The sequence below is a fragment of the Streptosporangium sp. NPDC000509 genome (assembly GCF_042898365.1).
Taxonomy (GTDB): domain Bacteria; phylum Actinomycetota; class Actinomycetes; order Streptosporangiales; family Streptosporangiaceae; genus Streptosporangium.
The window spans coordinates 293,851-316,401 of the sequence record NZ_JBIAYX010000011.1 but is presented as its reverse complement, the minus strand read 5'-3'; the positions used below and the strand labels follow the sequence as shown (position 1 = coordinate 316,401).

The window sequence follows — 22,551 nt, the reverse complement described above, 5'->3', positions numbered from 1 at the left end:
CCTCGCTGTGTTGCCAATGGCGCCGGACATCACATGAGGGGATTTTTCACGACATGGCGCTCACTGTGTACACCACGACCTGGTGCGGTCCCTGCAAGCGGCTGAAGAGCCAACTCAGCCGCGAGGGGATCTCCTACAAGGAGGTCGACATCGAGAGCGACCCGGACGCGGCCACGTTCGTCATGAGCGTGAACAACGGTAACCAGGTCGTCCCCACCGTCGTGGTCGACTCCCCCACCGGCCAGGTCGTCAGGACCAACCCCTCGGTGATCGAGCTCAAGCGCATCCTGGCGGGCGCGGGCGTGTAACCGCCCTCTCCACTGTCAGGTCCACTGCCGGGCCCCGGTCTCGCTTCCATGGACACCGGGGCTCTCGTATGCCGGGACGTCCTCGACCTCGTGACCCGGCGATCCGCCGCCTGTCGGAGGTTTTCCCCGCAAGGTGGGAGATCCCGAGGGCGGCGAGGTCTTTTCCCAGCGTTTCTCCCCGGCGGGGACGGGTCGTGGCCTTCCCGCGGAGAGGGTCACCAGTCGCCGGTGAGCGGCTCGCCGTACCATGCCTCGATGAGCCTGCGGGCGATCGACACCTCGGGCGGCAGGCGCACCTCGCCGCTCTCCACCGCGGCCAGCAGCTCGGCACGGCTGAACCAGTGGGCCTCGGCGATCTCCTCGGCATCGAGGACGAACTCCGTCGACGTGGCCCGCGCGAAGAAGCCGAGCATCAGGCTGCGCGGGAAGGGCCAGGGCTGGCTGCCCATGTAGCGCGGCTCGACGACGCGCACACCGACCTCCTCGGCCACCTCGCGCGCCACGGCGTGCTCCAGCGACTCGCCGGGCTCGACGAACCCGGCCAGCACCGAGAGCCGCCCCTCGGGCCACTGCGGCCCTCTGGCCAGCAGGCACCTGTCGTCCTCGTCGCGAACCAGCATGATCACCGCGGGATCGACCCGGGGGAAGTGCTGGCTGTTGTCCTTGGGACAGACACGTACGTGCCCACCCGCGCGCACCTCGGTGGCGCTCCCGCACCGGGGACAGAACTCGTGGGTGGAGTGCCATGCCTCCAGGGCGACCGCGTACACCAGCAGCCCCGCGTCCAGATCCTCCAGCATCGCCCCCACCTGGCGGAGTCCGGCGGTGAGGGTCTGGCCCTCCTCCAGCTCCGAGGAGGCGAGCGGGGCGACGATCCGGTTGAAGGAACCGGTGTGGACGCTGTCCGCCAACGGTGCCGCCACGGCGAAGTAGGCGATGCCCTCGGCGTCGACGCCGAGCAGGTAGCGCTCCCCGTCCGGCGCCTCCGCCGTGGGCAGCAGGACCAGCTTGGCCTCTCCGCCGCTGCGCCGGACCAGCGCCTGTCCGTCGTCGATGACCACGACCCTGGTCGCGGTGTCCGCCCAGGCCTTTTCGAGCCACTCGGCGTCGCCGCGAAGCGCCGCCGACCGGTCGACGGCACTGCGCGCGAGCAGCAGCGGTCCCAACAGTTCTTCTTGTGCCGCGATTTCCACGCCGTTCAGCCTCCCCCACCGAGTGCACATACTACGCCGCAGGACGAAGCCCCCATCCGCCCCTCTGCGCGCACAGGTCCTCCCTCCTTCCCGGCATGCGCGCGAGGAACGTGGCACACGTCTCGGCGCACGAACCCTCCCCCTTTCTCTGCGTACGCGCGGGAGAAGTGACACACGCCTCGGTGCATCATCGGTTTTCCTCCTTCCTCCCCCCTCGTCCGGTTCTCCCGCCCTGTACAGCGGGCTCCGCGGGCTCTCATCATTGGGCGACACGGACATCTACTGTCAATAAGCTGATCGCCTCCGCGCGCCGATCGGCCGCAGGCTAGGATCTCCGAGTTAGGTTAGCCTTGCCTGATATCGGGGGTCCCTGCATTGCGGCTGTACCTCACCGCGCTGAAACCGACCGACTCGGTCACCGACGGCTTTCTCCCCGCGGCCCGCGCGCTCGGCTGCGAGGTCACCATCCTCACCGACCGGCCCGAGCGGTACCGCGACTCCGGGGCCGAGGTGCTCCGCTGCGACGTGCGCGACGCGCGGGCGGTGATCGATACCGTCGCGCACCACCACGCCCCGGACGCGATCTTCTCGAACTCCGACCACATCCAGGCGGAGACCGCGCTCGCCGCCGCGTACTTCGGCCTGCCGGGCAAGGACTGGCGGGCCTGCGTCGACACCAAGAACAAGGCGCTCACCCGGCGGCGGCTCGCCGCCGCCGGAGTCGAGACCGTCCGTTCCGCACGGCTGGCACCGGACGATCCGCCGCCCGCGGACCTGCCGTTCCCCGCGGTCGTGAAGCCCCGCGAGGGCGTGGCGAGCGAGGACGTCGTACTGGTCCGCGACACGGGCGAGCTCGCGGAGGCCGTCGCGGCCATCCGGGACAGGCGCCCCGGAGAGACGCTGGTCGTGGAGGAGTATCTCGACGGCCCTCTGCACACGATGGAGACGCTCGGCGACGGCGAGCGGATCAGGGTGCTCGGCGGTTTCCGCACCACCCTCGGGCCGTTGCCGTACTTCGTGGAGGAACGGCTCGACTGGGAGCCACCCCCCGGCCGTGACCATGTGCTGCGGGCCCTCGGGGCACTGCGGGTCGGGTTCGGGGCCTGCCACACCGAGTATGTGATGACTCCGGCCGGGCCGAGGATCGTCGAGGTCAACTACCGGGTGATCGGCGACCACTGCGACTTCCTGCTGGCGAGCATGCTGGACGCGCCCCTGTTCGAGCTCGTTCTCGGCGTGCATCTCGGGGCGCGTCTCGATGCGCGGCCGCGGTCTTCCGGGGAGGGGCACGCGACCGCGCTGAGCCTCGTCGCCGACCGGCCTGGAACCGTGGTGAGCGCTCCGGGCACGGTCGTTCCCGCGCCCGGCGACCCGGTCCGCGTCTGGCACCGGCCGCTGCGCGCGACGGGCGACCGGATCGACCTGAGCAACACCAACCGCGACTACGTGGGCATCGTCCGCGCGATCGGCCCCGACCGGGCCCGCGTTGACGCGGCCGTCGCGGCCTTCACCTCGGAGAACCCGTGGGTGATCGCGTGAGCCGGAACAGCGTGGACGATCGGGTGAGCCGGAGCCCCGTGGGCGGCCGAGTGCGCCCTGGAACCACGGGCGACCACGCGGACCGAGACCCCGCGAACGACCGGGTGCACTCCGGAAGCACGGGCGACCGCGCGGACCGGGAACGCGCGACCGATCGCGTGGTCCGCGGAGGTCCCGCGGAGGTGCCGGCGGGCCGGCGATCCACGGGCGACCGGGTGAACCGGGGCGTCGCGACGGCCCGCACGGTCGGCGGAGGTTCCGGGAGCGAACGGGAACGATACCTCGCGACCCGGGTGCTGAACGCGCTCCTGCGCGAGGACTACGGCGGTCTGGCCGCGCGGGTGACCCGCGACAAGACCGGTGTCGCGCTGCTCCTGCCGGGGGGCAGGCGGGTGCGGTTGACCCCCGGCTCGCTGTTCCAGGACTTCGTGGTGGCCCCGGAGGAGACACTTCACCTGGAGGAGGTCCTGCGCACCTTGCGAGAGATCTCCTCTCTCGCCGACACCGCCGGGGTGGAGTCGTTCGTCACCGAGTGCCGCGAGGCGCTGCGCGCCCTCGACCTTCACGACGCCCACCGTGAGGACGTACTCGCCCGGCTGGCGGCCACCGCCGTCGCCACGCGTCCCGGCCTCACGCACACGACGGCGAGCGGGAACGGGCGCGACGGTGTGTGGTACGAGACGCTGGCCGCGTTCCTCGATCACCCCGTCTATCCGACGGCCCGGTCCAAGAGCGGCCTGTCCGACGAGGACCTGACCGCGTACGCGCCGGAGTTCGCGCCCGCCTTCGAGCTGCGCTGGGCGGCGGTGCCGCGAGAGCGGCTCGTCGGGACGGAGCCCCCGGTGGCGCCCGGGTTCGCCGCCGTCGGCCTGGCCGGGGATCTCGCGCGGACTCACGTGCTGTTCCCCGTACACCCGCTCACGGTCCCCGCGGTCGAGGAGATCCCGTGGGCGATCATGGCTCCGTCGGCGTACCTGGAGGTCAGGCCCACGCTCTCGATGCGGACGGTCGAGATCGTCCCCGGCACGCACCTGAAGCTGCCGCTCACCACCAGCACCCTCGGGCTGCGCAACCGCAGGTCGCTCAAGCCGGACACGCTGGCCGACGGGGCGCGGGCCGAGTTGCTTCTGCGGGCCATGCCCGATCCCGAGGTGCTTCTCGCCGACGAGCAGACGTACGGGCACGCCGGGCACGAATACCTGGGCTGGCTGCTGCGCCGTCATCCCGCCGGGGAGGTCATCCCGGTCGCGGCGCTGCCCGCGCCGCTGCCCGGAGGCGGGCTGGTCGTCGAAGAGCTCGCCGGGCGGTGGTTCGGCGGGGACGTCACCCGACTGCTCGGCCGATACCTGCGGGTGCTGTTCCGCTTCCACGTGCGGCTCTTCGTCAGGTACGGCACGGCGCTGGAGGCCCACCAGCAGAACCTCTCGCTGGTGTTCGGCGCCGAGACCGCGAGCGGGAACGCCCCGGGGAACGGCATCGCGGGTGACGGGGGCGCAGGTGTCAGGGGGGCGGGTGACGGAACAGCGGCCGACGGTGTCCTGCGGCTGCTCGTCAAGGACAACGACGGCCTGCTGACCTCGCCGGACAGGCTGCGGTCCGCCGGGCTCGCGGTGCCGGACCTCACCGACGCGCGGATGTTCACCGACGACCCGCACGCGCTCGCCGACGTGTTCGTGACCATCACCCTGCACCTGGCCGCGGCGGCCGTGACGTTCGGAGCGCTGCCCTCACCGAGGGCCTTCGAACTGGTCCGCGACACGCTCACCGAAGCGCTCGACGAGTATGGGGAGGATCCGATGGCCCGGCTGCTGCGGGCCAGGACCCTCGACGCCGACCGGCTCGTCGGCAAATCGATGATCACCGCCGGGACCCTGGTGGACAAGGTCCGCACCGGCGCGCGGGACGTGAACAAGTTCTACGGCACGAGCGGGCCGAACTATCTCCGCCACCCTCCCCAGCTCCCGCGAACCCCCCAGCTCCCGCGAAGGACGACATGACCAGCCTCGCCCTCGGCGCACCCGCCGCCGTCGCCACCGCCGTCGCCGAGGACGTCTCGCTGGCGGCGCTGCTGCGCTGCTGCGTGAGGGAGATCGCGGGCCCCCGAGGACAGGTCGGGCACGAGGGGCCGTACGTGCTGCTGCGCGTCGCCGGCACTCGCCTGCGGGTCCGCGCGCACGGCGGGCTCGCGCTGCGCTTCGAGGGGCGGCCCGAGTGGTTGGAGGACGGCTCCTGGCGGCCACTCTCCGTGGACATGCTCGTCCGGCTGGTGGAGACCGAGCTCGGCACCGGGCTCGGCGAGGGCAACGACGAGTTCGCCGCCCAGGTCGCCGCGAGCAGGGACGCCATCGCGGCGCTGGTCGTGGCCCGGCAGGAGGTGCCGCCGCCCACCGACCCGTGGCTCGCCTCGGAGCAGGCACTGGTCGGCGGGCATCCGTTCCATCCCAGCCCGAAGGCGCGCGGCGGCGCGGACTGGCTGCGATACGCGCCGGAGGCGCACGCGAGCTTCCCGTTGCGGCTGCTCGGGGTCAGGAACGACGTGCTGGCCGGGGAGGGTGACACCGGCGTGCTCGACGAACTCGGCCAGGCGCCGCCCGGCTATTCGCCGCTGCCCGCGCACCCGTGGCAGCTGGAACTGCTCGCGGCGGACCTGGCCGCGCCACTCGCCGACGGCCGCCTGATCGACCTGGGGGAAAGCGCCCGGATGGCGGTTCCCACGTCGTCGGTCCGCACGGTCTACGAGCCGCTGATCGACCGGTGCCTGAAGTTCAGCCTGGATGTGCGGATCACCAACTGCGTGCGGAAGAACTCCTGGTACGAGCTGGCGGGCGCGGTCGAGCTGAGCCGTCGCCTCGAACCGGTCTTCCTCGACCTGGCCGCCGCCTTCCCCGGCACCCGCTGGCTGCCCGAGCCCGGCTACCGTTCCGCGAAGCTGGGCACCCGGCTGCTGGAAGGGCTCGGCGTGATCGTCCGGGTCGGCCCGTGGTCGGTGTGCAGGCCGGGGGTGACCCCGCTGCTGAGCGGCGCGCTGGCCGCCGGGTGGCAGGTGGCGGGCGACATGCCGGACACGGTGCGGTCACCGGTGATCGGAGCGGTGCGAAGCGGCGTGCCGGACGTCGCCCGGTGGCGGGCGGCGGGAGCGGTGCCGGGCGTGGCCGGGCCGCCGATGACCGGAACGGCGCCGGGCGGCGTGCCGACGGGCATCGCCGGGGTGTCAGTGGGCATGGCCGGGGTGCCGACGGCCGATCCGGTGCGCTGGTGGCGGGCGTACGTGGAGTGCGTGGCGCCGCCGGTGCTCGACGCCTACGTGAGTCACGGCGTGGTGCTGGAACCTCACCTGCAGAACGTCCTGATCGGTGTGGACGCGGACGGACTGCCCGTGGAGGCCGTCTTCCGCGACCTGGAGGGCACGAAGCTCGTCGCGGGGCGGCACGACCTGTCCGGGGTGCCCGACCGGGTCGCCGAGGCGCTCACCTACGACCCGGCCTCCGGCTGGAACCGGGTGGTCTACTGCCTGATGGTCAACCACCTCGCCGAGATCGCCGCCTCCCTCGCGGGAACCGGGTCCACCCGGGAGTTGTGGGCGGTGGCGGGAGACGTCCTGGCGAAGTACGCGGCCTCACGCGGGTGGCCCCGGCCGCTGTCGGAGCTGCTGTCGGGAGCGCCGCTACCGGCCAAGGCCAACCTGTCGGTCCGGTGGACGCGCTCGGCGGACCGTTCCGCGGGATACGTGACGGTCGCCAACCCGCTGGCCACGACCTGAGACGGTCGCCGCCGTCTTGCCGGCGGCGACCGTCACCTCTTCACGTCAGGTGTTCGTCACCGGGGATAGACCTCCAGCTCGTAGAGGGAGTAGCCGTACGACGTCCCCCGCGTGACACCCTGCATGCGGACGTACCTGGCGGTGGTCGGGGTGAATCTCACGTTGTCCACGCCCCCGTTTCCCGTGGTGGTGGAGTAGACGGTGGTCCAGGTGGAGCCGTTGGTCGAGGTCTGGATCGAGTAGGAGGACCCGTAGGCCGTCTCCCAGCGCAGCAACGCCCTCGCCACGGTCGTGGCCGACCCGAGATCGACCTGGAGATACTGGTTGTCGCTGGACGAGCTCGACCACCGGGTGGTCGGGTCGCCGTCGACGGCCCTGCTCGCCGGGTAGAAGAGCTGGGTGCTCGACGCCGAGGCGCTCCTCCCCTCCGCCAGGTTGTTGATCGCGTCGCCCCGGTGGGCGGGGAACGACACGACCTGCTGGTAGGTCGGCCGGTTCTGCCAGGAGATCAGCGAGTGCGTGATCCCGCCGAGCGGAGACTGCTCGACGGCGTCGGCGCACCACTGGTCGCCCGCCGCGCACACGTCGTCTCCGGGGTAGGTCGTCGCCGCGGGTTCGGCGAGCGCCGCCGCCAGGCTCTCCAGCAGGACGGTACGGCAGCCCGCCACCGTGCCGTCCCCGCAGTACTTGGCGGGCAGCGGTCCGGAGACCGGGTCGCCGAGCACACTCCTGACGTCCTTGCTCACGTAACCCCACCAGCCGTACTGGAACGCCGAGCCCTTGTGCGCCTGGGCCTCGTTCGCCGAGGTGGGCAGGGTGGACAGGTCGCCCTGCTGGTGTCCGGAGGGTGACTCGTTGATCTGGATCGCGTTCACCATCGACTGGTAGAGGCCGTCGCCGAGACCCGGCCTGAACTGCGCGCGGACGAGCTTGGGCCACCACGCGTCGAACGCGCGGATCGCGTCGGCGTGGGCGTAGGTCTTGCCGCCCTGCGAGGTCTCCAGCCTTCGAGATCCCGCCGACGTCCAGGCCGACAGCTTGGAGACGGCCGAGGCGAGGGCCGGGTCGGTCACGGCCGCGCTGTTGATCACCCGTAGCAGGTCGGGCAGGACCCTCTTCCCGCGCAGGTCGGTCACGCCGGCCTCAGCCATGATCTTCGTGGTGCCCGCCCGGTCGAGCTTGCCGCTTCCCGACAGGGCGGCCTTGATCGGGGCGTCCAGCAGGTCGGCCCGGTGAATCGGCCCGAAGCTGAAGTTTCCGTCCGCGGCACCGTAGTCCTTGGCCTGCTTGTTGTTCCAGCTGACGAAGTAGTCCTGGTTCACCGCTTGGGGGTGGGTGGCGGGAGCGGTGTAGGTCGCGCTGTTGGTGGCCGGGTCGAAGCCCGCCCACTCGTGGGCCGCGTCGGCCGTCATCGGCAGGTTCGGGTCGGACACCGCGGACCTGACCGGGGTGTTGCCCGACATGAAGTACGCCGCGTCCTTGGAGTTGACGTAGAACCAGTTGAACGCGAAGCCGATCGTCGAGGCCGAGTTCGCGAACGCCGCCGCGTCACCCATCTGGGCCGGGTCGTTGAACATCTGGAAGCCGATCGCCGAGTCGACCTCGTGCTGGTACGTCGACCGCAGCGCGGTGAAGGCGGTGGGCTGCCCGCCGACGGTGCCGCGCCAGCTCACCAGCCCGTACTTCGTGCGCTGGATGACGAGGTCGTACGAGCCCTTGGCGGTGGAGTCGGCGACGGTGGGCTTCCACGAGTTGGTCTTCCTCAGCGTCTCCATCTCCGTGCAGACGCCCCGGTAGAGGTAGTGGTTGGACGCGGTGGTGGGCGCGCCGCCGCCGGGCTCGCAGAGCTGGAGGGCGTACGTGTCGGTGATGTCCTGGCCGCTGGAGGTCGCGCTCCAGGCGTAGTCGGTGCCCCTGCCGAGCAGCACGTAGAGGTTGAGCCCGGCGAAGGCGGCGCCGCGCGAGCGGATGCCCGGCCCGGAGAGCTCCTGCAGCATGAGCAGTTGGGGGGCGAAGTAGCCCGTCTGCGGGCCGAACACCGCGATCGGGTTCCCGGTCGCCGACTTCGCCGCCGAGACCACCACGGCGTTGGACATTCCGGGCTTGGAGTTGTCGACGAGCAGACCGTCGAGCACGCCCTTCTGCGCCGTCGCCGCCGCCGAGGCCGCGGAGGTGGCGGAGCCGGTCTCGTTCGCGGTGATGTCCACGGGCGCCGTCGACGGGTCGGGCAGGACGACCCCGGTGGCGCCCGCGGGCGCGGCACCGGACGGGAAGCTCTGGCCGTTGTGCAGGGTGAGCGTCGCCTCCGGGTCGTTCTGCGCGCGGAACGCCGCCCAGACCTGGTCGCCGGCCGCCGTACCGTACTTGGCGCGGGCGGCGACCCGTACGAGTGCGGACTGCATCTCCGCACCGCCGCCACCGCCGAACAGCCCGCCGATCACGCCGGAGATCGCCACCAGGTCGGTCATGGTGAACTTCACCGGACCGCCCGCGTTGGTGATCGCGTCGAGGTGCCCGGTCAGTACGTACTCTCCGGGACAGTTCCGGTCCGCCATGCAGCGGTCGATGTAGGCGTTGACTCCGGCGATGTAGTGCTGCACGTCGGTGTAGAGCTGCGCGCCTCGGGGGCCGGAGTCCCTCAGCCTGGTGATCTGCGCCTGGAGGTCCGCCTCGGTGTAGGGGGCGTTGCGCCAGGCGCTCTGCTCCAGCGCCCGGTTGCCCGGCGCGCCACCGGCGAACGGCGTCAGCTCACCGCGGCCCACGTGCCGCATCAGGTCCATCACCCACAGGCGGTCCTGCGCGCCCGCGTACCCGGCGCCGAACATCGTGCCCTCGCGGGTCGTCCCGGTGATGTGCGGGGTCCCGGTCGCCTTGTCTCGGACGATCGTCACGTCCGAACGAGGGCTCGTGGTGCTCTCCACCTGTCCGGCGGGGACGCCGAACGAGGCGTCGTTGAAGAAGTCGGCGATCTGGTCGTTGGTGAGGCCGGTGTAGCCGGACAGGAGGTTCGCGTACTTGCCGAGCTGGTCGTCGCTGTGCCTCGGCTTGGTGCCCAGTGCCTGGTGGGCGAGGATCCCGGCGAGGGTGGCGTTGCCGTTCTGCCCCGGAGGCAGGATGTCGGCGCACTCTCCGAGGCAGTAGTCGTCGGGAGGGAGGACGGCCGCGGTGCCGGTCGTGGATGAGGTCGTGGAGGCGGCGGCCGCGGGCACGACGGGGGATGCCAGCGTGAGGACCAGAAGGAGCCCGGAGGCCGCCGTGGTCATCCGCCGGAGGCGTGCATGCATAGGAGGATCCCCTAAACATGAGGCGTACTCGGATGTTGAGAGGAACATACGTTCCGGCCAACACCGAATCAATGGCCGCTGTGATAATCGTCATCTCCGGTTCATGACCGGCCGTCAACGCGATCGGTCGAAGCCGGAGGCACCGTCATCGCCGGATCACGAGTGCCAGCGACGTTCGGCGGGAGGCAACAGGAGGACCTCCAGGACACGGGCGCAGGCGCGGGCCTGCTTGACGAACCAGGGGATCCGCGCGTCACCGATGAGCCGGGGGGTGGCCCGTACCGCGAGGGCATAGCGGGCGTGGTCGGCGCGGTCCAGCACGGGGACCGCTACGGTGCGGACGCCCTCCGAGGACTCGCCGTCGTTGAGCGCGTAGCCGCTCTGGCGCACCTGGTCCAGCTCGGCGCGGAGGGCGGCGTGGTCAATGATCGTCCGCTGGGTCTGGGCCTGGAGCGGGCCGAGCGCGGCGAGGTCGCCGTTCCCCGGGAGGGCCCAGGCGAGCAGGACCTTGCCGAGCGCCGTCGAGTGGAGCGGGCGGTGCAGGCCGATTCCCCGATCGGGGTTGAGGGACCCTCCGACCAGGATGACCGCGTGCGGGCCGTTGCGGACGGCCAGGTCCACGGTGGCCGAGGTGACGCGGGCGAGCTGCCCCAGCTCGGGGGCGACCTCGTGCAGGCCGCGCCGGTGGAAGGAGAGCTGGCCCAGCTCGGTGATCGAAGGACCCAGCCGGTAGCAGGCGGTCTCGACGTCCTGTTCCAGGAATCCGGTGTCGAGCAGGCTACGAGCCAGCCGGTGCGCGGTGGAGGTGGACAGGCCCGTCCGCCGGGCGAGCTCCGAGACGGTCAGGGCGGGCTCGCCCTCGCGGAAACAGTTGAGTATCCCGACCGCCCGCAGGACCGACTGGACGCCGTCCACGCGGCTCGATGCCGTCATGCGGGAATCTCCTTCTCTCAGGTAGGGAGGGACATGAGCAGGTAGAAGCGGTTGATGGGGTCGAGGTTTCCCGTATCGCGGGACATACTTTGCATTTCCTACCAACTTACTAGCAAACTCTTTCGCATGACCACAGCCGTGCCAGACACGATCTGGTTCACCCGGTGTCCGGTGCCCACCGCGACCGGTGTCGCCGCCGACCGGGGCTGGCTCACCGAGGAGTTCGCACCCGACGGGATCGGCGTCCGGTCCCTGCAGGACGCCGAAGCCGACGTCTCCGCCGACCACCACTTCACCCACGAGCTGACCGGCCTGTTCCGCGAGGGCGGGAACGTCCCCGCGCTCTGGGCCCGCTCACGCGGCGAGGCCACCCGGCTCGTCGGCCTGACCTGGATCGAGGAGCGCCAGGTCATCCTGGCCCGTGACGGCAGTGGCCTGGAGAGCCCGGAGCAGCTCAAGGGGCTACGTCTGGCCGTCCCCCGGCACCGCCTCGCCATCGACTTCTGGCGGGCCATGGCGCTGCAGGGTTTCCGGGGTGCGCTCTCCCTTGCCGGACTCGGCCTGAGCGACGCGGACCTGGTGGACGTCGAGGCCACCCCGGGTCACGGGCAGTGGGAGGCCGAACTGGCGGCCCTGGCCCGCGGCGAGGTCGACGCGGTCTATGTCAAGGGCGCGCTCGCCGTCGAGGCGGCCCTGCGTCACAGCGCCGAGGTGGCGGTCGACCTCGACGCCGTTCCCGACCGGCGAGCACGGATCAACAACGGGACGCCGCGCCCCATCACCGTCCACCAGCGGCTACTCGACGAGCGCCCCGACCTGGTCACCCGGTTCCTCGCGGTGCTGCTGCGGGCGGCCGACTGGGCGGCGGACCACCCTGCCGACGTCGCCAGGATCCTGGGCGTCGAGACCGGCGCGGGCTCGGCGGGAGTGGCCGGCGCCTACCACTCGGGAGCCTCCCTGCACCTCGACCTGTCCGCGGAACGCCTGGAGTTGCTCGCCGAGCAGGAGCGGTTCCTGCGCGGCCACGGCTTCCTGGAGTCGGCGGTGGACGTCGCCTCCTGGGCCGACCACACCCCCCTCGCCATTGCCCGAACCCATGGAGAATCCCATGCGTAGACTCCCCCTGGCCGCCGTACTCCCCCTCGCCCTGCTGGTCGCGTGCGGCTCCACTCCCTCGGCGGACACCTCGGCCGCCACGCCGGACGCCAAGGCCGAGCCGGTGGTGGTGCGGATCTCCGATCCGGGCAACAGCGGTTTCCTGGCGGTCGCGAAGAAGGACGGAAGCCTCGACGCCGCCCTGGCCAAGGTGAACGCGAAGGTCCAGTGGGCCGGCGACTTCTCCGTCTTCGCTCCGGCTGCGCAGGCCATCAACGCCGGGTCGCTCGACATCGCCGTCGGCTCGATCACCGCGGGTGTCACGGCGCTGGCCGTCAAGCCCAGCTTCAAGATCTTCGCCACCGTCCCGCCGGACCTCGCGGGCGAGGGGATCGTGGTCAAGAAGGACTCCCCGATCAAGTCCGTGGCCGACCTCGCCGGGCACAGCGTGGCGGTCGGCCACGGCGGCACCAGCGAGTACCTGCTCCTCAAGGCACTGCAGACGTTCAACGTGCCGGTCGAGAAGGTCAAGCGGGTCTACCTGGCCCCGCCGCAGACGGCGCCGGTCTTCGGCTCCGGCAAGGTGGACGCCTGGTCGACCTTCTCCACCTTCCTCATCCCGGCCGTGACCAGCCTGGACGCCCGCATCCTGGCCGACGGGGAGGAGATCGGGTCGGACAACTACGTCATCTACGTCGCCTCCAACACCCTGATCGACAAGCACCCCGAGGTGCTGAAGGCGCTGTACGCGTTCATCGAGGAGGGCACCGTCAAGGAGAACGCCGACCCGGCGGCCTACCTCAACGTCTTCACCTCCACCGGACCGCAGGCCGTGGCCGGTGTCCAGAAGGACCTGGTGGTCCAGATCCAGAAGCAGGGCAAGCCCGCCCAGCCGGTGACCGCCGCCGAGATCGCCAAGTACCAGGAGGTCGCCAAGTTCTTCTTCGACCAGAAGGTCCTCACCGCGCCGCTGGACGTCTCCCAGTACGTCGTCGACATCACCGCGCTGCCGGACGCGGCCTCATGACGACATCGGCCACGTCCGTCGGGCGGGAGACGGCGGGGCTCGTCCCACCGGATCCGCCCAGGAACGCCCGCCGCCATCCGGCGGCGAGCCTGACCCTGCGCGTCCTCGGCCCGGTCCTGCTCGTCGGACTCTGGTACGCGGGAACCGCGTCGGGGATGATCACCCCTGACGTGCTGGCCGGTCCGCAGGAGGTGGTCGCCACCTTCGGCGAGCTGTGGGCCGACGGGCAGATGCAGGAGGCGCTGGGCGTCTCGCTCACCCGCGCGGGTCTCGGCCTGCTGCTCGGCGCCTCCGCCGGACTGGTCATCGGGGTGCTGTCCGGGCTGAGCAGGCTCGGCGAGGAGCTTCTCGACTCCTCCATGCAGGCACTGCGTGCCATCCCGTTCCTGGCGCTGACCTCGCTGTTCATGGTCTGGTTCGGGATCGAGGAGACCTCCAAGATCCTGCTGATCAGCGTGGCCTGCACCTTCCCGATGTACATCAACGTCTCCAGCGGGGTGCGCAACGTCGACCGCAAGGTGGTGGAGGCCGCCCGCTCGTTCGGGCTCGGCCGCCTCGCTCTCGTCAGGGAGGTGGTACTGCCGGGCGCGCTGCCCTCGATCTTCGCCGGACTACGGCTGTCGACCACGCTCAGCGTGATCGCGCTGATCGCCGCCGAGGAGATCAACGTCACCGCCGGTCTGGGATACCTGATGGCCAGGGCCACCGACTACCTGCGCACCGACATCCTCGCCCTGTGCGTCATCCTCTACGCGCTGATCGGACTGACCGCCGACGTCGTCCTCCGACTGGCCGAGCGATTCACCATGCCGTGGCGGAAGGCGGTGGCGGCCCGATGAGCCTGGCCGTACAGACCACGGGCCTGCGCAAGGTCTTCGGCGACCGCGCCGTGCTGGACGGGATCGACCTGCGGGTGCGGCGCGGTGAGTTCCTCGCGCTGCTCGGTGCCAGCGGTACCGGCAAGACGACGCTGCTGCGGATCCTCGCCGGGCTGGACGCCGCCACGAGCGGGACCGTGCTGGTCCCGCCGGTGCGGACCGTCGTCTTCCAGGAGCCCCGGCTCATCCCCTCCAAGCGCGCGCTGGCGAACGTGATCCTCGGGCAGGGCCGCGGCGCCCGCGCCAAGGGCCTGGAGGCGCTCGCCGAGGTGGGCCTGAGCAGCCACGCCGACGCCTGGCCCGCGACCCTGTCCGGCGGTGAGGCGCAGCGGGTCGCGCTGGCCCGTGCCCTGGTCCGCGAGCCCGAACTGCTGCTGCTCGACGAGCCGTTCGCCGCGCTCGACGCGCTGACCAGGCTGCACATGCAGGACCTGATCGCCGAACTGTGCGCCAGGCATCGCCCCGCCGTGGTCCTGGTCACCCATGACGTCGAGGAGGCCATCCTGCTCGCCGACCGGATCGCCGTGCTCCGCGAAGGCGCGTTCGTCACCGACCTGACCGTCGGACTGGACCGCCCCCGCGACCGGGCGGACGGCGACTTCGTGGCGCTCCGCCGCCGCCTGCTCGCCGACCTCGGGGTCGCCACCAAGGAACCCGGACACGTGAGGGTGGCACGGTGAGCACAGTGGCGACCACGCTGAGCTGGATCGGTGCGAACGAGTCCGCGCTGACCGGCCTGTCCGACACCATCTGGTCGTACGCCGAACCGTCGCTCCGCGAGCGGCGCTCGGCCTCCGAATCTCTAGGAAAGATCTGACATGGCTGTCCCACCGATTTCGGCCGGCCCGCGAGAGCATTCCCACGCGGCACGACGCCCCGGCACAATGGCATGGGCACACGACGTCTCCCCGGACACGGCGTCACAGCCGCACGACGTTCCGCTCGGCACGGTGGCGTGATGGCCAGGTTCAACGTCACGCTGCCCACCCGGAGCGCCGCCCGTACCGTGCTGCCCGGCTTCATCACCGACGTACGGCCCGCCCGCTCGGATCCGGCGGGACCGGCGGGCAGGGCCGCCGAGCTGGCGGGATTCTCCGGCGCGCTGGTGCCCTTCGATCCCGAGGGGCGGGAGTCGCTGGTACTGGCCGCCGGGGTGCTGCGCGACTCACGCCACCTGCGGGTGATCGCGGAGTTCCACCCGGGGATCGCCACCCCGGTCTACCTGGCCAAGCTATCGGCCTCGCTGCGGCGCTTCTCCGCCGACCGGCTCGGCTGGTGGCTCGCGGTGGACCTCGATCCCGCGGTCGCCAGGGCCCAGGGGGACTTTCTCACCGGAGCCGACCGGTACGCGCGGGCCGAGGAGTTCCTCACCGTCGCCAAAGGCGTCTATCGAGGAGACTTCGAGTACCGGGGCCGCTTCTATCAGGTGGCCGGGGGCGGCTTCGCGCCCCCGCTCTCCGGGCGGGCCTTCCCCACCGTCTATCTCGGCGGCACCTCGCAGGAGGCGCTTGACCTCTCCGCCCGCCACGCCGACGTACACGTCTTCTCACCCCAGGACGACCTGGAGGCGCTGACCGCGCGGCTGCCCGGCGTGGCGTACGGCCTGCGGCTGCCGGTGCTGGCCCGCGAGGACGACGACGAGGCGCTGGCCGCCGCTCGCCGTACCGGCTTCACCGGGCTGACCGGCGGCTACGCCACCGTCGCCGCCGCGATCGGAGAGTACGCCGACCGGGGCGTCTCGGAGTTCTTCCTTGAGGCCGGACGGCAGCCTGAGGAGACCTACCGGCTGGGCGAGCACCTGCTTCCGCTGCTGAAGGAGAACACTCGTGTCGGTTGACATCTACTGGCGCATCCACATGGAGGGCGACCAGCCCTCGCTGCGCCGCAGGGGCGGCAGCCGCGGCGGCTTCGCCGACCTGCCAGGTGCCCTCGCGCCGGGAGTCAGGGACGGTGCCCCCGACGGCTACAGTCATGCCGACTACATGGCCGAGGTGGTCAGGACGGCCGAGGACTCCGGCTTCGTCGGTGGGCTGTTGCCGTCCTTCCCGCACACCGACGACCCGTGGGCCGCGGCGGCCACCCTTGCCAGGGAGACCCGCTCCTACCGGTTCATGATCGCCTTCCAGCCGGGGTTCCTGCATCCGATGCAGGCGGCCCGGATGACCGCCACTCTGCAGCGGGCCACCGGCGGGCGGGTGGTCTACAACGTCATCTCCGGCGGCGGTGGACCCGCACAGCTCTGGTGGGGCGACCGGATCGACCACGACGACCGCTACGCGCGCACCTCGGAGTTCCTCGACGTGCTCAAGGGCGTGTGGCACGGCTCCCACACCCACCACGGCCGCTTCTACCGGGTGGAGAACGCGGGCCTGCCCGAGGAACTGGCCGGGCAGCCGTTCCCGGAGATCTTCTTCTCCGGCTCCTCCCCCGCCGCGATCGCCGCCGCCGGGCGGCACGCCGACTACTACCTGTCCTGGCTGGAGCCGTACCCCGCGCTGGCGGAGAAGTTCGACCTGGTCCGTACGCACAGCGACACCCCGCCGAAGTTCGCGGTCCGGGTGGACGTGCTCGCCCGCGAGACCGAGGAGGAGGCGTGGGACGAGCTCCGCCGTGGCTGGGCGGCCAGGGTGCCCCGCGACTCCGGCGGGGCGGCCGGCTCCGGCGACTCGGTCGGCGTGCGGCGGAGCCGGTCCTTCCTCGCCTCGGCCGGTGAGGACCTCCGTGACCTGGAGGTCTCGCCAGGCGTCTGGGGCGGGTTCGGCGAGTTGCGCGACGGCCCCGCCTTCGGCCTGGTCGGCGACTACCACCAGGTCGCCGAACGGCTCGACGAACTGATCGGGCTCGGCGTGGACGCCCTCATCCTCGCCGGAGTCCCGCACCTGGAAGAGGCACACCGGGTGGGCACACACGTACTCCCCCTGTTGAAAGGACGGTCCTGATGACCACCCGAGTCGGATATTTCCCCCAGAACAACTCGCTCTGGGTGCTACGTCACCGGGGACTCCCCGACGTGGAGTGGGTGAACCTGCGCTCCCTGCCGACCGGCGCGCGGGTCGATCCCACCAGGGCGCTGCCGTCGGTGCACAGCGACCATCTGTTCGACGGCGGCTACGATTTCATCGGCACCGGCGCCACGCCCCCGGTGACCGCCCAGGCCAAGGGGCACGACGTCGTCTACGTCGCGATCTCCGAACCCCGGATCGAGAACGGCCGCCTGGTCGTCCTCGACGACTCGCCGATCCGGAACCTGGAAGACCTGAAGGGCAAGCGCGTCGCCCTCGGGCACGGCTCGTGGCAGACCACGCTGCTGCTGCTCGCCCTGGAGCGGGTCGGCCTCGGCTGGAGCGACATCGTCCCGGTCGACGCCTATGGCAACGCCGCCGAGCTGTTCCTGTCCGGCGAGGTCGACGCGTGGGTCGGCTCCTACCCCTACCTCACCGGGGTCGAGCAGCGGGCGGCCGTCCGGGAACTGGTCGCCACCGACGGCCTGTTCAGCCACCGCTCGCTCTGGTTCACCCGCCGCGACTTCGCCCTCGAACAGCCCGAGGAACTGGCCAGGATCGTCTCCGCGCTCCAGGAGTCCGACGAGTGGACCCGGCGAAACCCCCGCGCGGCGGCGGAGCTGTTCGCCAAGGACGACGGCGGTGACCTGGACGCCTGGGAGCACGCACTGCGCACCCGCCCGTGGGGCCTGCACCCGATCAGCGAGGAATTCGTCGCCGAGCAGCAACACGTCGCCGACCTCTTCCACGCCAACGGACTGATCGAGAAGAGGATCACCGTCACCGACGCGGTACTCCCCGAACTCGGCAAGCTGGTCACGGGCTGACCTCTCACCGTGATCCGGTGGCTTCAGGCATCGGGAGGACCGCCCCGCCTCCGCGACCTCCGTGTGTCGGTCCTGCTGTTCTAGGGCAGCCGGTCACTCCTGCGGGACACCACCGCGCGCCCCCCGGCAGGCGCCGAGTCCGCGCAGTCGACGGTGTGGGACGCCTCGGACTCCAAGCGGGAAGTCCCCCAGGCGGCCCACACCGTCTTGCCGCCCCCACCTCGCGCCGGAACCACACCCCATCGATCGGCCAGTGCCTCGACGATCGCGAGCCCTCGGCCGTGCGAGGCGTCCTCGCCCAGGCTGAGCTTGCGGGGCCGCTCGGAGCCGTGATCGGTGACCCGTACGCAGACTCCCTGGGCCGTGCTCCACAGCGACAGCCGGATCGGCTCCTCCCCGTACACCGTGGCGTTCGCCACCAGTTCGCCGACCACCAGGACCGCGTCGTCGACGAACTCCGGTGCCAGGTCCCAACGGGTGAAGACGTCACGCGTCATCCGGCGGGCCTCGGCGACGGTCGCCGGGTCACGGGGAATGTCCCAGCAGACGGTCCGGAGTCCGTCCGGGGTGGCTGCGACCATCAGATCTCCTTGCCCGTACCGGTGGGTTTCCGCTTCGCTCTCTTCCGCCTCGCGCATCAGCGCGCACAACTCCTCCGCCGTGCCCGCCTGCACGACCAGCGGCTCGCCTCCCACCGCGATCGCGTAGAACCGGCGCCCGCCCACCCCGTACATGACCAGCCAGCCCGTCTCGGCTCGATCAAGCCGGTCCGCGACCTCCCGCTGCTCGCGGTCCCACCGCCGTGGGCCTCGCCGGTCGACGGACTCGCCCCGCCGATGCCGCCCGCTCACGCCGCTTTTCCCTGCCGCAGCATGCCCGGGTACGGCCTCCGCCCGCTCCCGGCGACCTCGTCCGGTGGTCGACCTCGCCCGTACGGCGCGAACGATCCCGCGCCCACCAGCTCCACGGGCCGGGCGTGACGTCCCTGACCGGGAAACGGCTGCCTCTCCCTCGCCGGGCGTACCTCCGCCGAGGCGGACAGGCGCCCCGCGAACCCCAGCCGCCACCACTCCGCCAGCCGCGCCCGGAACTGCGCGGGAGTCGGCCGCTCGTAGGTGTGCGCCTGCCGGTGCGGCAGGCACCGGTCGTCGTGCGCGTACGGCGAATGCCCACACCACCGACACCCCAGCGGCGCGGGCGGCCGGTCACCGCTGAAACGCATCCGGATGACCTTGATCGCTCTTGTAAAGTCGACCATGGGATCGGACCTCCTACGTCCGGTTCAAGAGGCCGTCACGGTGTTGCTGCACCGTGACGGCCTCGACTCGTTTTTCGGGTCTTCCAGGGAAAAGGGAATCGCGTTTTGACGGCTGCCTGGAGCAGACGGAGGAGCTGCGGCCGACAGCAGGTAGCGCAAATTACCAAACAGAGTGCAATCTGGACATGCGCGTGCAGAAATTTAGGACAATAACCCTCATTGCCACATTGGGCTCGCTGTCCAGCCTCGAACCCATTAGCATGCTGACACAGCGATACGAGGATCACAATGCGTAGATAAAATCAAGATGAATTGTCTGGTTTATTCCAGAGGACCATCGCCGCAGTTCACGGAGGAGGCTCAAAATGACGAGCAACAGCCCCACGGTCAAACGTCGGAAACTCTCCCAAACGCTCCGACAGCTCCGCAAGGAAGCCGGGTTCTCGGTGACCGAGGCGGGCAGACGGCTGGAGTGGGACGCGTCAAAGGTGTCCAGAATGGAGCGCAACGAGTGGCGACTCCCAAGCGTCCACGACATTCGTCTACTTCTCGACCTGTACGGCGTCACCGACGAGGACCAGCGCGAGGCATTGATCACTCTCGCTCGGGAGTCTCGTCAGCGCGGTTGGTGGGAGAAGTACCAGGACGTCTTCCGTGGCAGCCTGCCTGACTTTGAGGCAGGTGCCAGTTCCATCCGCACCTGGGAAATTGTGCTGATCCCAGGTCTTCTCCAGACGGAGGGGTACGTAAGAGCACTGTGGCGAGCCGCTCGAACTCTCGATGAGACGCTCGTCGAGCGACACGTCCAGGCGAGGCTCATGCGTCAGGAGATCCTTTTCCGGGATAACCCGCCAACCCTGCTGGCACTCATCGACGAGGCCGCGCTACGCAAGTCGATCGGTGGCGCCGAGGTGATGCGTGAGCAGATCAGCCACCTCATCGAGATGGCCGCCAGACCAAACATCACCGTCCGGATCGTTCCCGACTCCGCCGGCGCGCATCCAGCCTTGGAGGGTTCGTTCGTCATTCTCGACTTCCCCAGCGACCCGAGCCTCATCTACACCGTGACCGCGACGGAAAGCCTCTGGCTTGAACAGCCATTGGAATATCAGCGATACACCATTATTTTGGACTATGTGATGGGATTAGCTCTATCTCCGGACGAGTCAGTTCGGCACATGACGAAGATCGTGGAGCAACTCAAGGGATAGGTGCGAAAATGGACAAGAGCCCCTCGAATCTCACCTGGCGCAAGAGCACCCTCAGCGGAACCAACAACGACAACTGCGTCGAGGTCGCCAACCTCCCCGGCGGCAACCGAGCCGTACGAGACAGCAAAAACCCCAACGGACCGATGCTGAACTTCACCTTTGATGAGTGGCGCGCGTTCATCGGCGGCGTGAAGAACGGCGAGTTCGACCAGAGGTAGGCGGCCAGGCCTGGAACCCGCCAAGTGCCATGGATGCGATCGACACGCTCGGCGAGGAGGCTGTTGCGCAAGTCCGCGTAAGTTCCCGCAAGTTCGTTGCTTGGGTTGCGTCCATGGAAGTGGTGTACGAGTTTTCCCAGCCAGTGGGCGTGGCGCCGTGAAGCGAGGACCGTGCCGCCGCGATGGGAGTTCTAGCGTCTTCGCTTGTTGGATCTTCTGGAGCCGTTCGCTCGTTTGGGACTGCCGGGCTCCGTGGAGTTCCCGGAACCGTGCTTTGCCGGGGGTCTTTCGGAGTCATCGGCCTTCGAAGCGCCCGCCCCCTTGGGAAGCATGGTCCGGCGCCTCAGCTCACCCATCACGCTGAGCACGATCGTCATCAGCACGACCCCGGCCGCCGAGACCCAGAGGGCGGTGAGCGACCTCAGCTCCCGCGGCTCCCTGGCCTCGAACACGCCCAGGGGATCCATCAGCATCTCGACCGGCGCCCCGATCTCCAGTGGCGGATCGTCCCTGTAATTCTTGATCACCTTCTTGAGGAGTCGACCGTCCGGTCCCCGCAGGACATACCGGTAATGGTCCCTGTGCGACCTCCGGCCCTCGACCCACGTCCGCTCCGCCACGGTCGTGGTCACCGGTTCACCGTAGGTGCTCAGGTAGTAGTCGCCCGGCAGGAACATGCCGCTCAACAGCAGTACGGCGAGGAACGGAAACGTCCCCCAGACCGCCCAGGGGACATCCTCGGAGATCCCGACCAGTGCCACCAGGGCACAGCCGACCAAGGCGAGGCCGAGCATCCCGCCCAGATACGACCATACTGAGCCGAGGGCGAAGACGATGCCGATGAGACACCAGGAGGCGACCGTCGCTGCGAGGAACAGCACCCCCCGCCCGACGACCCGCCACCAGCCCGCCCGTAAAGCCGCCTCTGTAGCCACAGACCAGATCATGACAACGGAGGCAGGACTGTGACGTCACTCGCGAGGATGAGCGGCACACCATCAGAGGGATGACACCCGACCGGAAAGGCCGGCCGTTCGGGCTGTTCACCGGCCCCGGCGACGTCCGCCGCCAAAGGCTCACGGCGATGACCTCATCTCGCTGCCAAAACGTGAAAGTCTCTCTAAGATCAAAGCCAGACAAATGCGGAAGAGTCTGGAGAAACCGTGGATGAGCAGGCTGGGGCGGCCGGAATTGACCCGAACGTGCCCAATGTCGCCCGGATGTACGACTACTACCTGGACGGCAAGGACAACTTCGCCTCCGACCGGGCCGCGGCCGAGCAGATTCTGAAGATCTTCCCCGAGACACGCGACTCCGCGAAGGAGAACCGGGCGTTCCTCGCCCGTGCCGTACGCCTCCTGGTCGAGGCGGGCGTCCGGCAGATCGTGGACCTGGGCTCCGGGCTTCCCACCCGGGGCAACACGCACGAGATCGCGCACGAGATCGCACCCGACACCCGCGTGGTCTACGTGGACTACGACAGCGTCGTGTGCGCGCACAGCCGGGCGATCCTGGAGAACAGCGACAACGTCACCGTCGTGCAGGCCGACGTGCGTGACCCGGAGACGCTGCTGGCCGAGCTGCGCCGGCACGTCGACTTCGACCAGCCCGTGGCGTTCCTGCTGCTCGCCATCCTGCACTTCATCCCGGACGAGAGCCCCGACGGCGCGGGTGCCTACCAGATCGTCGAGCGGTTGCACGAGGTGAGCGCGCCGGGCAGCCATCTCGTCGTCAGTCACGGCACCGATGCCAAGCCCGACACCACGCCGGAGGCCCTGGAGGTCTACAACCGGGCCACCGCGGCGCTGAGCCTGCGCACGCACGCGGAGATCTCCCGCTTCTTCGACGGCTACGAGTTGCTCGAACCCGGCCTGACGTTCCCCAGGGAGTGGCGCCCGGTCGACGAGCCCCTGTTCGGTGCTCGGAACACCTCGATCGGCTACGTCGGGGTGGGTCGCAAGCCCTGACGCGCCTCGGCGCCGGGAGGGAGCGGCGGGTCGCCCCGACGTTCCCGCCCG

General features: G+C 70.2%; 21 protein-coding genes. 15 read left to right on the top strand and 6 right to left on the bottom strand.

Annotation, left to right across the window (positions count from 1 at the left end; all coding sequences use genetic code 11):
- The first annotated feature begins 53 nt into the window (after positions 1-53).
- Positions 54-308 (top strand): glutaredoxin domain-containing protein, encoded by a 255-nt coding sequence (locus ACFY3D_RS22135; protein ID WP_350947839.1) that lies wholly within the window; start codon positions 54-56, stop codon positions 306-308.
- A gap of 215 nt (positions 309-523) precedes the next feature.
- Here the strand turns inward: ACFY3D_RS22135 and nudC are convergent, their stop codons facing one another.
- Complete coding sequence (gene nudC / locus ACFY3D_RS22130) at positions 524-1,501, bottom strand: NAD(+) diphosphatase (protein ID WP_389981855.1); 978 nt, start codon at positions 1,499-1,501, stop codon at positions 524-526.
- A 375-nt stretch (positions 1,502-1,876) separates the two neighbouring features.
- Here nudC and ACFY3D_RS22125 point away from each other — a divergent pair, with 375 nt between their 5' ends.
- The 3 genes from ACFY3D_RS22125 to ACFY3D_RS22115 are packed head-to-tail and all read left to right on the top strand — an operon-like array spanning position 1,877 to position 6,800.
- Complete coding sequence (locus ACFY3D_RS22125) at positions 1,877-3,040, top strand: acetyl-CoA carboxylase biotin carboxylase subunit family protein (RefSeq protein ID WP_389981853.1); 1,164 nt, start codon at positions 1,877-1,879, stop codon at positions 3,038-3,040.
- Positions 3,037-5,037, top strand: a complete 2,001-nt coding sequence (locus ACFY3D_RS22120) for an IucA/IucC family protein (RefSeq protein ID WP_389981851.1) — start codon at positions 3,037-3,039, stop codon at positions 5,035-5,037. Before ACFY3D_RS22125 ends, ACFY3D_RS22120 begins: the two co-directional genes overlap by 4 nt.
- Positions 5,034-6,800, top strand: a complete 1,767-nt coding sequence (locus ACFY3D_RS22115; protein WP_389981849.1) for an IucA/IucC family protein — start codon at positions 5,034-5,036, stop codon at positions 6,798-6,800. The genes ACFY3D_RS22120 and ACFY3D_RS22115 overlap by 4 nt, the downstream gene beginning before the upstream one ends.
- 56 nt (positions 6,801-6,856) lie before the next feature.
- Here ACFY3D_RS22115 and ACFY3D_RS22110 read toward each other — a convergent pair whose 3' ends face one another.
- The gene (locus ACFY3D_RS22110; RefSeq protein ID WP_389981847.1) at positions 6,857-10,084 is read right to left on the bottom strand and encodes a penicillin acylase family protein; all 3,228 of its coding nucleotides are present in this window, start codon (positions 10,082-10,084) and stop codon (positions 6,857-6,859) included.
- 156 nt (positions 10,085-10,240) lie between these two features.
- On the bottom strand, positions 10,241-11,017 hold the full coding sequence (locus ACFY3D_RS22105) for an IclR family transcriptional regulator (protein ID WP_389981845.1): 777 nt from the start codon (positions 11,015-11,017) through the stop codon (positions 10,241-10,243).
- 126 nt (positions 11,018-11,143) lie between these two features.
- Between ACFY3D_RS22105 and ACFY3D_RS22100 the strand changes: the two genes are divergently transcribed.
- From ACFY3D_RS22100 to ACFY3D_RS22065, 8 genes are all read left to right on the top strand, one after another.
- Positions 11,144-12,133 carry an ABC transporter substrate-binding protein gene (locus ACFY3D_RS22100; RefSeq protein WP_389981842.1) on the top strand — a complete coding sequence of 330 codons (990 nt, stop codon included), beginning with the start codon at positions 11,144-11,146 and terminating at the stop codon, positions 12,131-12,133.
- Positions 12,126-13,139 carry an ABC transporter substrate-binding protein gene (locus ACFY3D_RS22095; protein ID WP_389981840.1) on the top strand — a complete coding sequence of 338 codons (1,014 nt, stop codon included), beginning with the start codon at positions 12,126-12,128 and terminating at the stop codon, positions 13,137-13,139. The genes ACFY3D_RS22100 and ACFY3D_RS22095 overlap by 8 nt, the downstream gene beginning before the upstream one ends.
- Entirely contained in the window at positions 13,136-13,978 is an 843-nt protein-coding gene (locus ACFY3D_RS22090; protein WP_389981838.1) for an ABC transporter permease, read from the top strand. The genes ACFY3D_RS22095 and ACFY3D_RS22090 overlap by 4 nt, the downstream gene beginning before the upstream one ends.
- Positions 13,975-14,697: an ABC transporter ATP-binding protein gene (locus tag ACFY3D_RS22085; RefSeq protein ID WP_389981836.1), complete on the top strand. Its 723-nt coding sequence runs from the start codon at positions 13,975-13,977 to the stop codon at positions 14,695-14,697. The genes ACFY3D_RS22090 and ACFY3D_RS22085 overlap by 4 nt, the downstream gene beginning before the upstream one ends.
- Positions 14,694-14,834: a hypothetical protein gene (locus tag ACFY3D_RS22080; RefSeq protein WP_389981834.1), complete on the top strand. Its 141-nt coding sequence runs from the start codon at positions 14,694-14,696 to the stop codon at positions 14,832-14,834. The genes ACFY3D_RS22085 and ACFY3D_RS22080 overlap by 4 nt, the downstream gene beginning before the upstream one ends.
- A gap of 141 nt (positions 14,835-14,975) precedes the next feature.
- Positions 14,976-15,854, top strand: a complete 879-nt coding sequence (locus tag ACFY3D_RS22075) for an LLM class flavin-dependent oxidoreductase (protein ID WP_389981833.1) — start codon at positions 14,976-14,978, stop codon at positions 15,852-15,854.
- On the top strand, positions 15,844-16,956 hold the full coding sequence (locus ACFY3D_RS22070) for an LLM class flavin-dependent oxidoreductase (protein ID WP_389981831.1): 1,113 nt from the start codon (positions 15,844-15,846) through the stop codon (positions 16,954-16,956). The genes ACFY3D_RS22075 and ACFY3D_RS22070 overlap by 11 nt, the downstream gene beginning before the upstream one ends.
- On the top strand, positions 16,956-17,846 hold the full coding sequence (locus ACFY3D_RS22065) for an ABC transporter substrate-binding protein (protein WP_389981829.1): 891 nt from the start codon (positions 16,956-16,958) through the stop codon (positions 17,844-17,846). The genes ACFY3D_RS22070 and ACFY3D_RS22065 overlap by 1 nt, the downstream gene beginning before the upstream one ends.
- 80 nt (positions 17,847-17,926) lie before the next feature.
- Here the strand turns inward: ACFY3D_RS22065 and ACFY3D_RS22060 are convergent, their stop codons facing one another.
- A complete protein-coding gene (locus ACFY3D_RS22060) occupies positions 17,927-18,697 on the bottom strand; it encodes an ATP-binding protein (RefSeq protein ID WP_389981827.1) in 771 nt (256 codons plus the stop codon).
- The gene (locus tag ACFY3D_RS22055; protein WP_389981825.1) at positions 18,694-19,104 is read right to left on the bottom strand and encodes a hypothetical protein; all 411 of its coding nucleotides are present in this window, start codon (positions 19,102-19,104) and stop codon (positions 18,694-18,696) included. Before ACFY3D_RS22055 ends, ACFY3D_RS22060 begins: the two co-directional genes overlap by 4 nt.
- A gap of 365 nt (positions 19,105-19,469) precedes the next feature.
- On the opposite strand from ACFY3D_RS22055, the gene ACFY3D_RS22050 reads away from it, so the two are divergent.
- A complete protein-coding gene (locus tag ACFY3D_RS22050) occupies positions 19,470-20,315 on the top strand; it encodes a helix-turn-helix domain-containing protein (RefSeq protein WP_389981823.1) in 846 nt (281 codons plus the stop codon).
- A gap of 8 nt (positions 20,316-20,323) precedes the next feature.
- Entirely contained in the window at positions 20,324-20,533 is a 210-nt protein-coding gene (locus ACFY3D_RS22045) for a DUF397 domain-containing protein (protein ID WP_389981821.1), read from the top strand.
- A gap of 191 nt (positions 20,534-20,724) precedes the next feature.
- Here the strand turns inward: ACFY3D_RS22045 and ACFY3D_RS22040 are convergent, their stop codons facing one another.
- Positions 20,725-21,468: a hypothetical protein gene (locus ACFY3D_RS22040; protein WP_389981819.1), complete on the bottom strand. Its 744-nt coding sequence runs from the start codon at positions 21,466-21,468 to the stop codon at positions 20,725-20,727.
- Positions 21,469-21,696: 228 nt separating this feature from the next.
- On the opposite strand from ACFY3D_RS22040, the gene ACFY3D_RS22035 reads away from it, so the two are divergent.
- Positions 21,697-22,500: an SAM-dependent methyltransferase gene (locus ACFY3D_RS22035; RefSeq protein ID WP_389981817.1), complete on the top strand. Its 804-nt coding sequence runs from the start codon at positions 21,697-21,699 to the stop codon at positions 22,498-22,500.
- Positions 22,501-22,551: the final 51 nt, after the last annotated feature.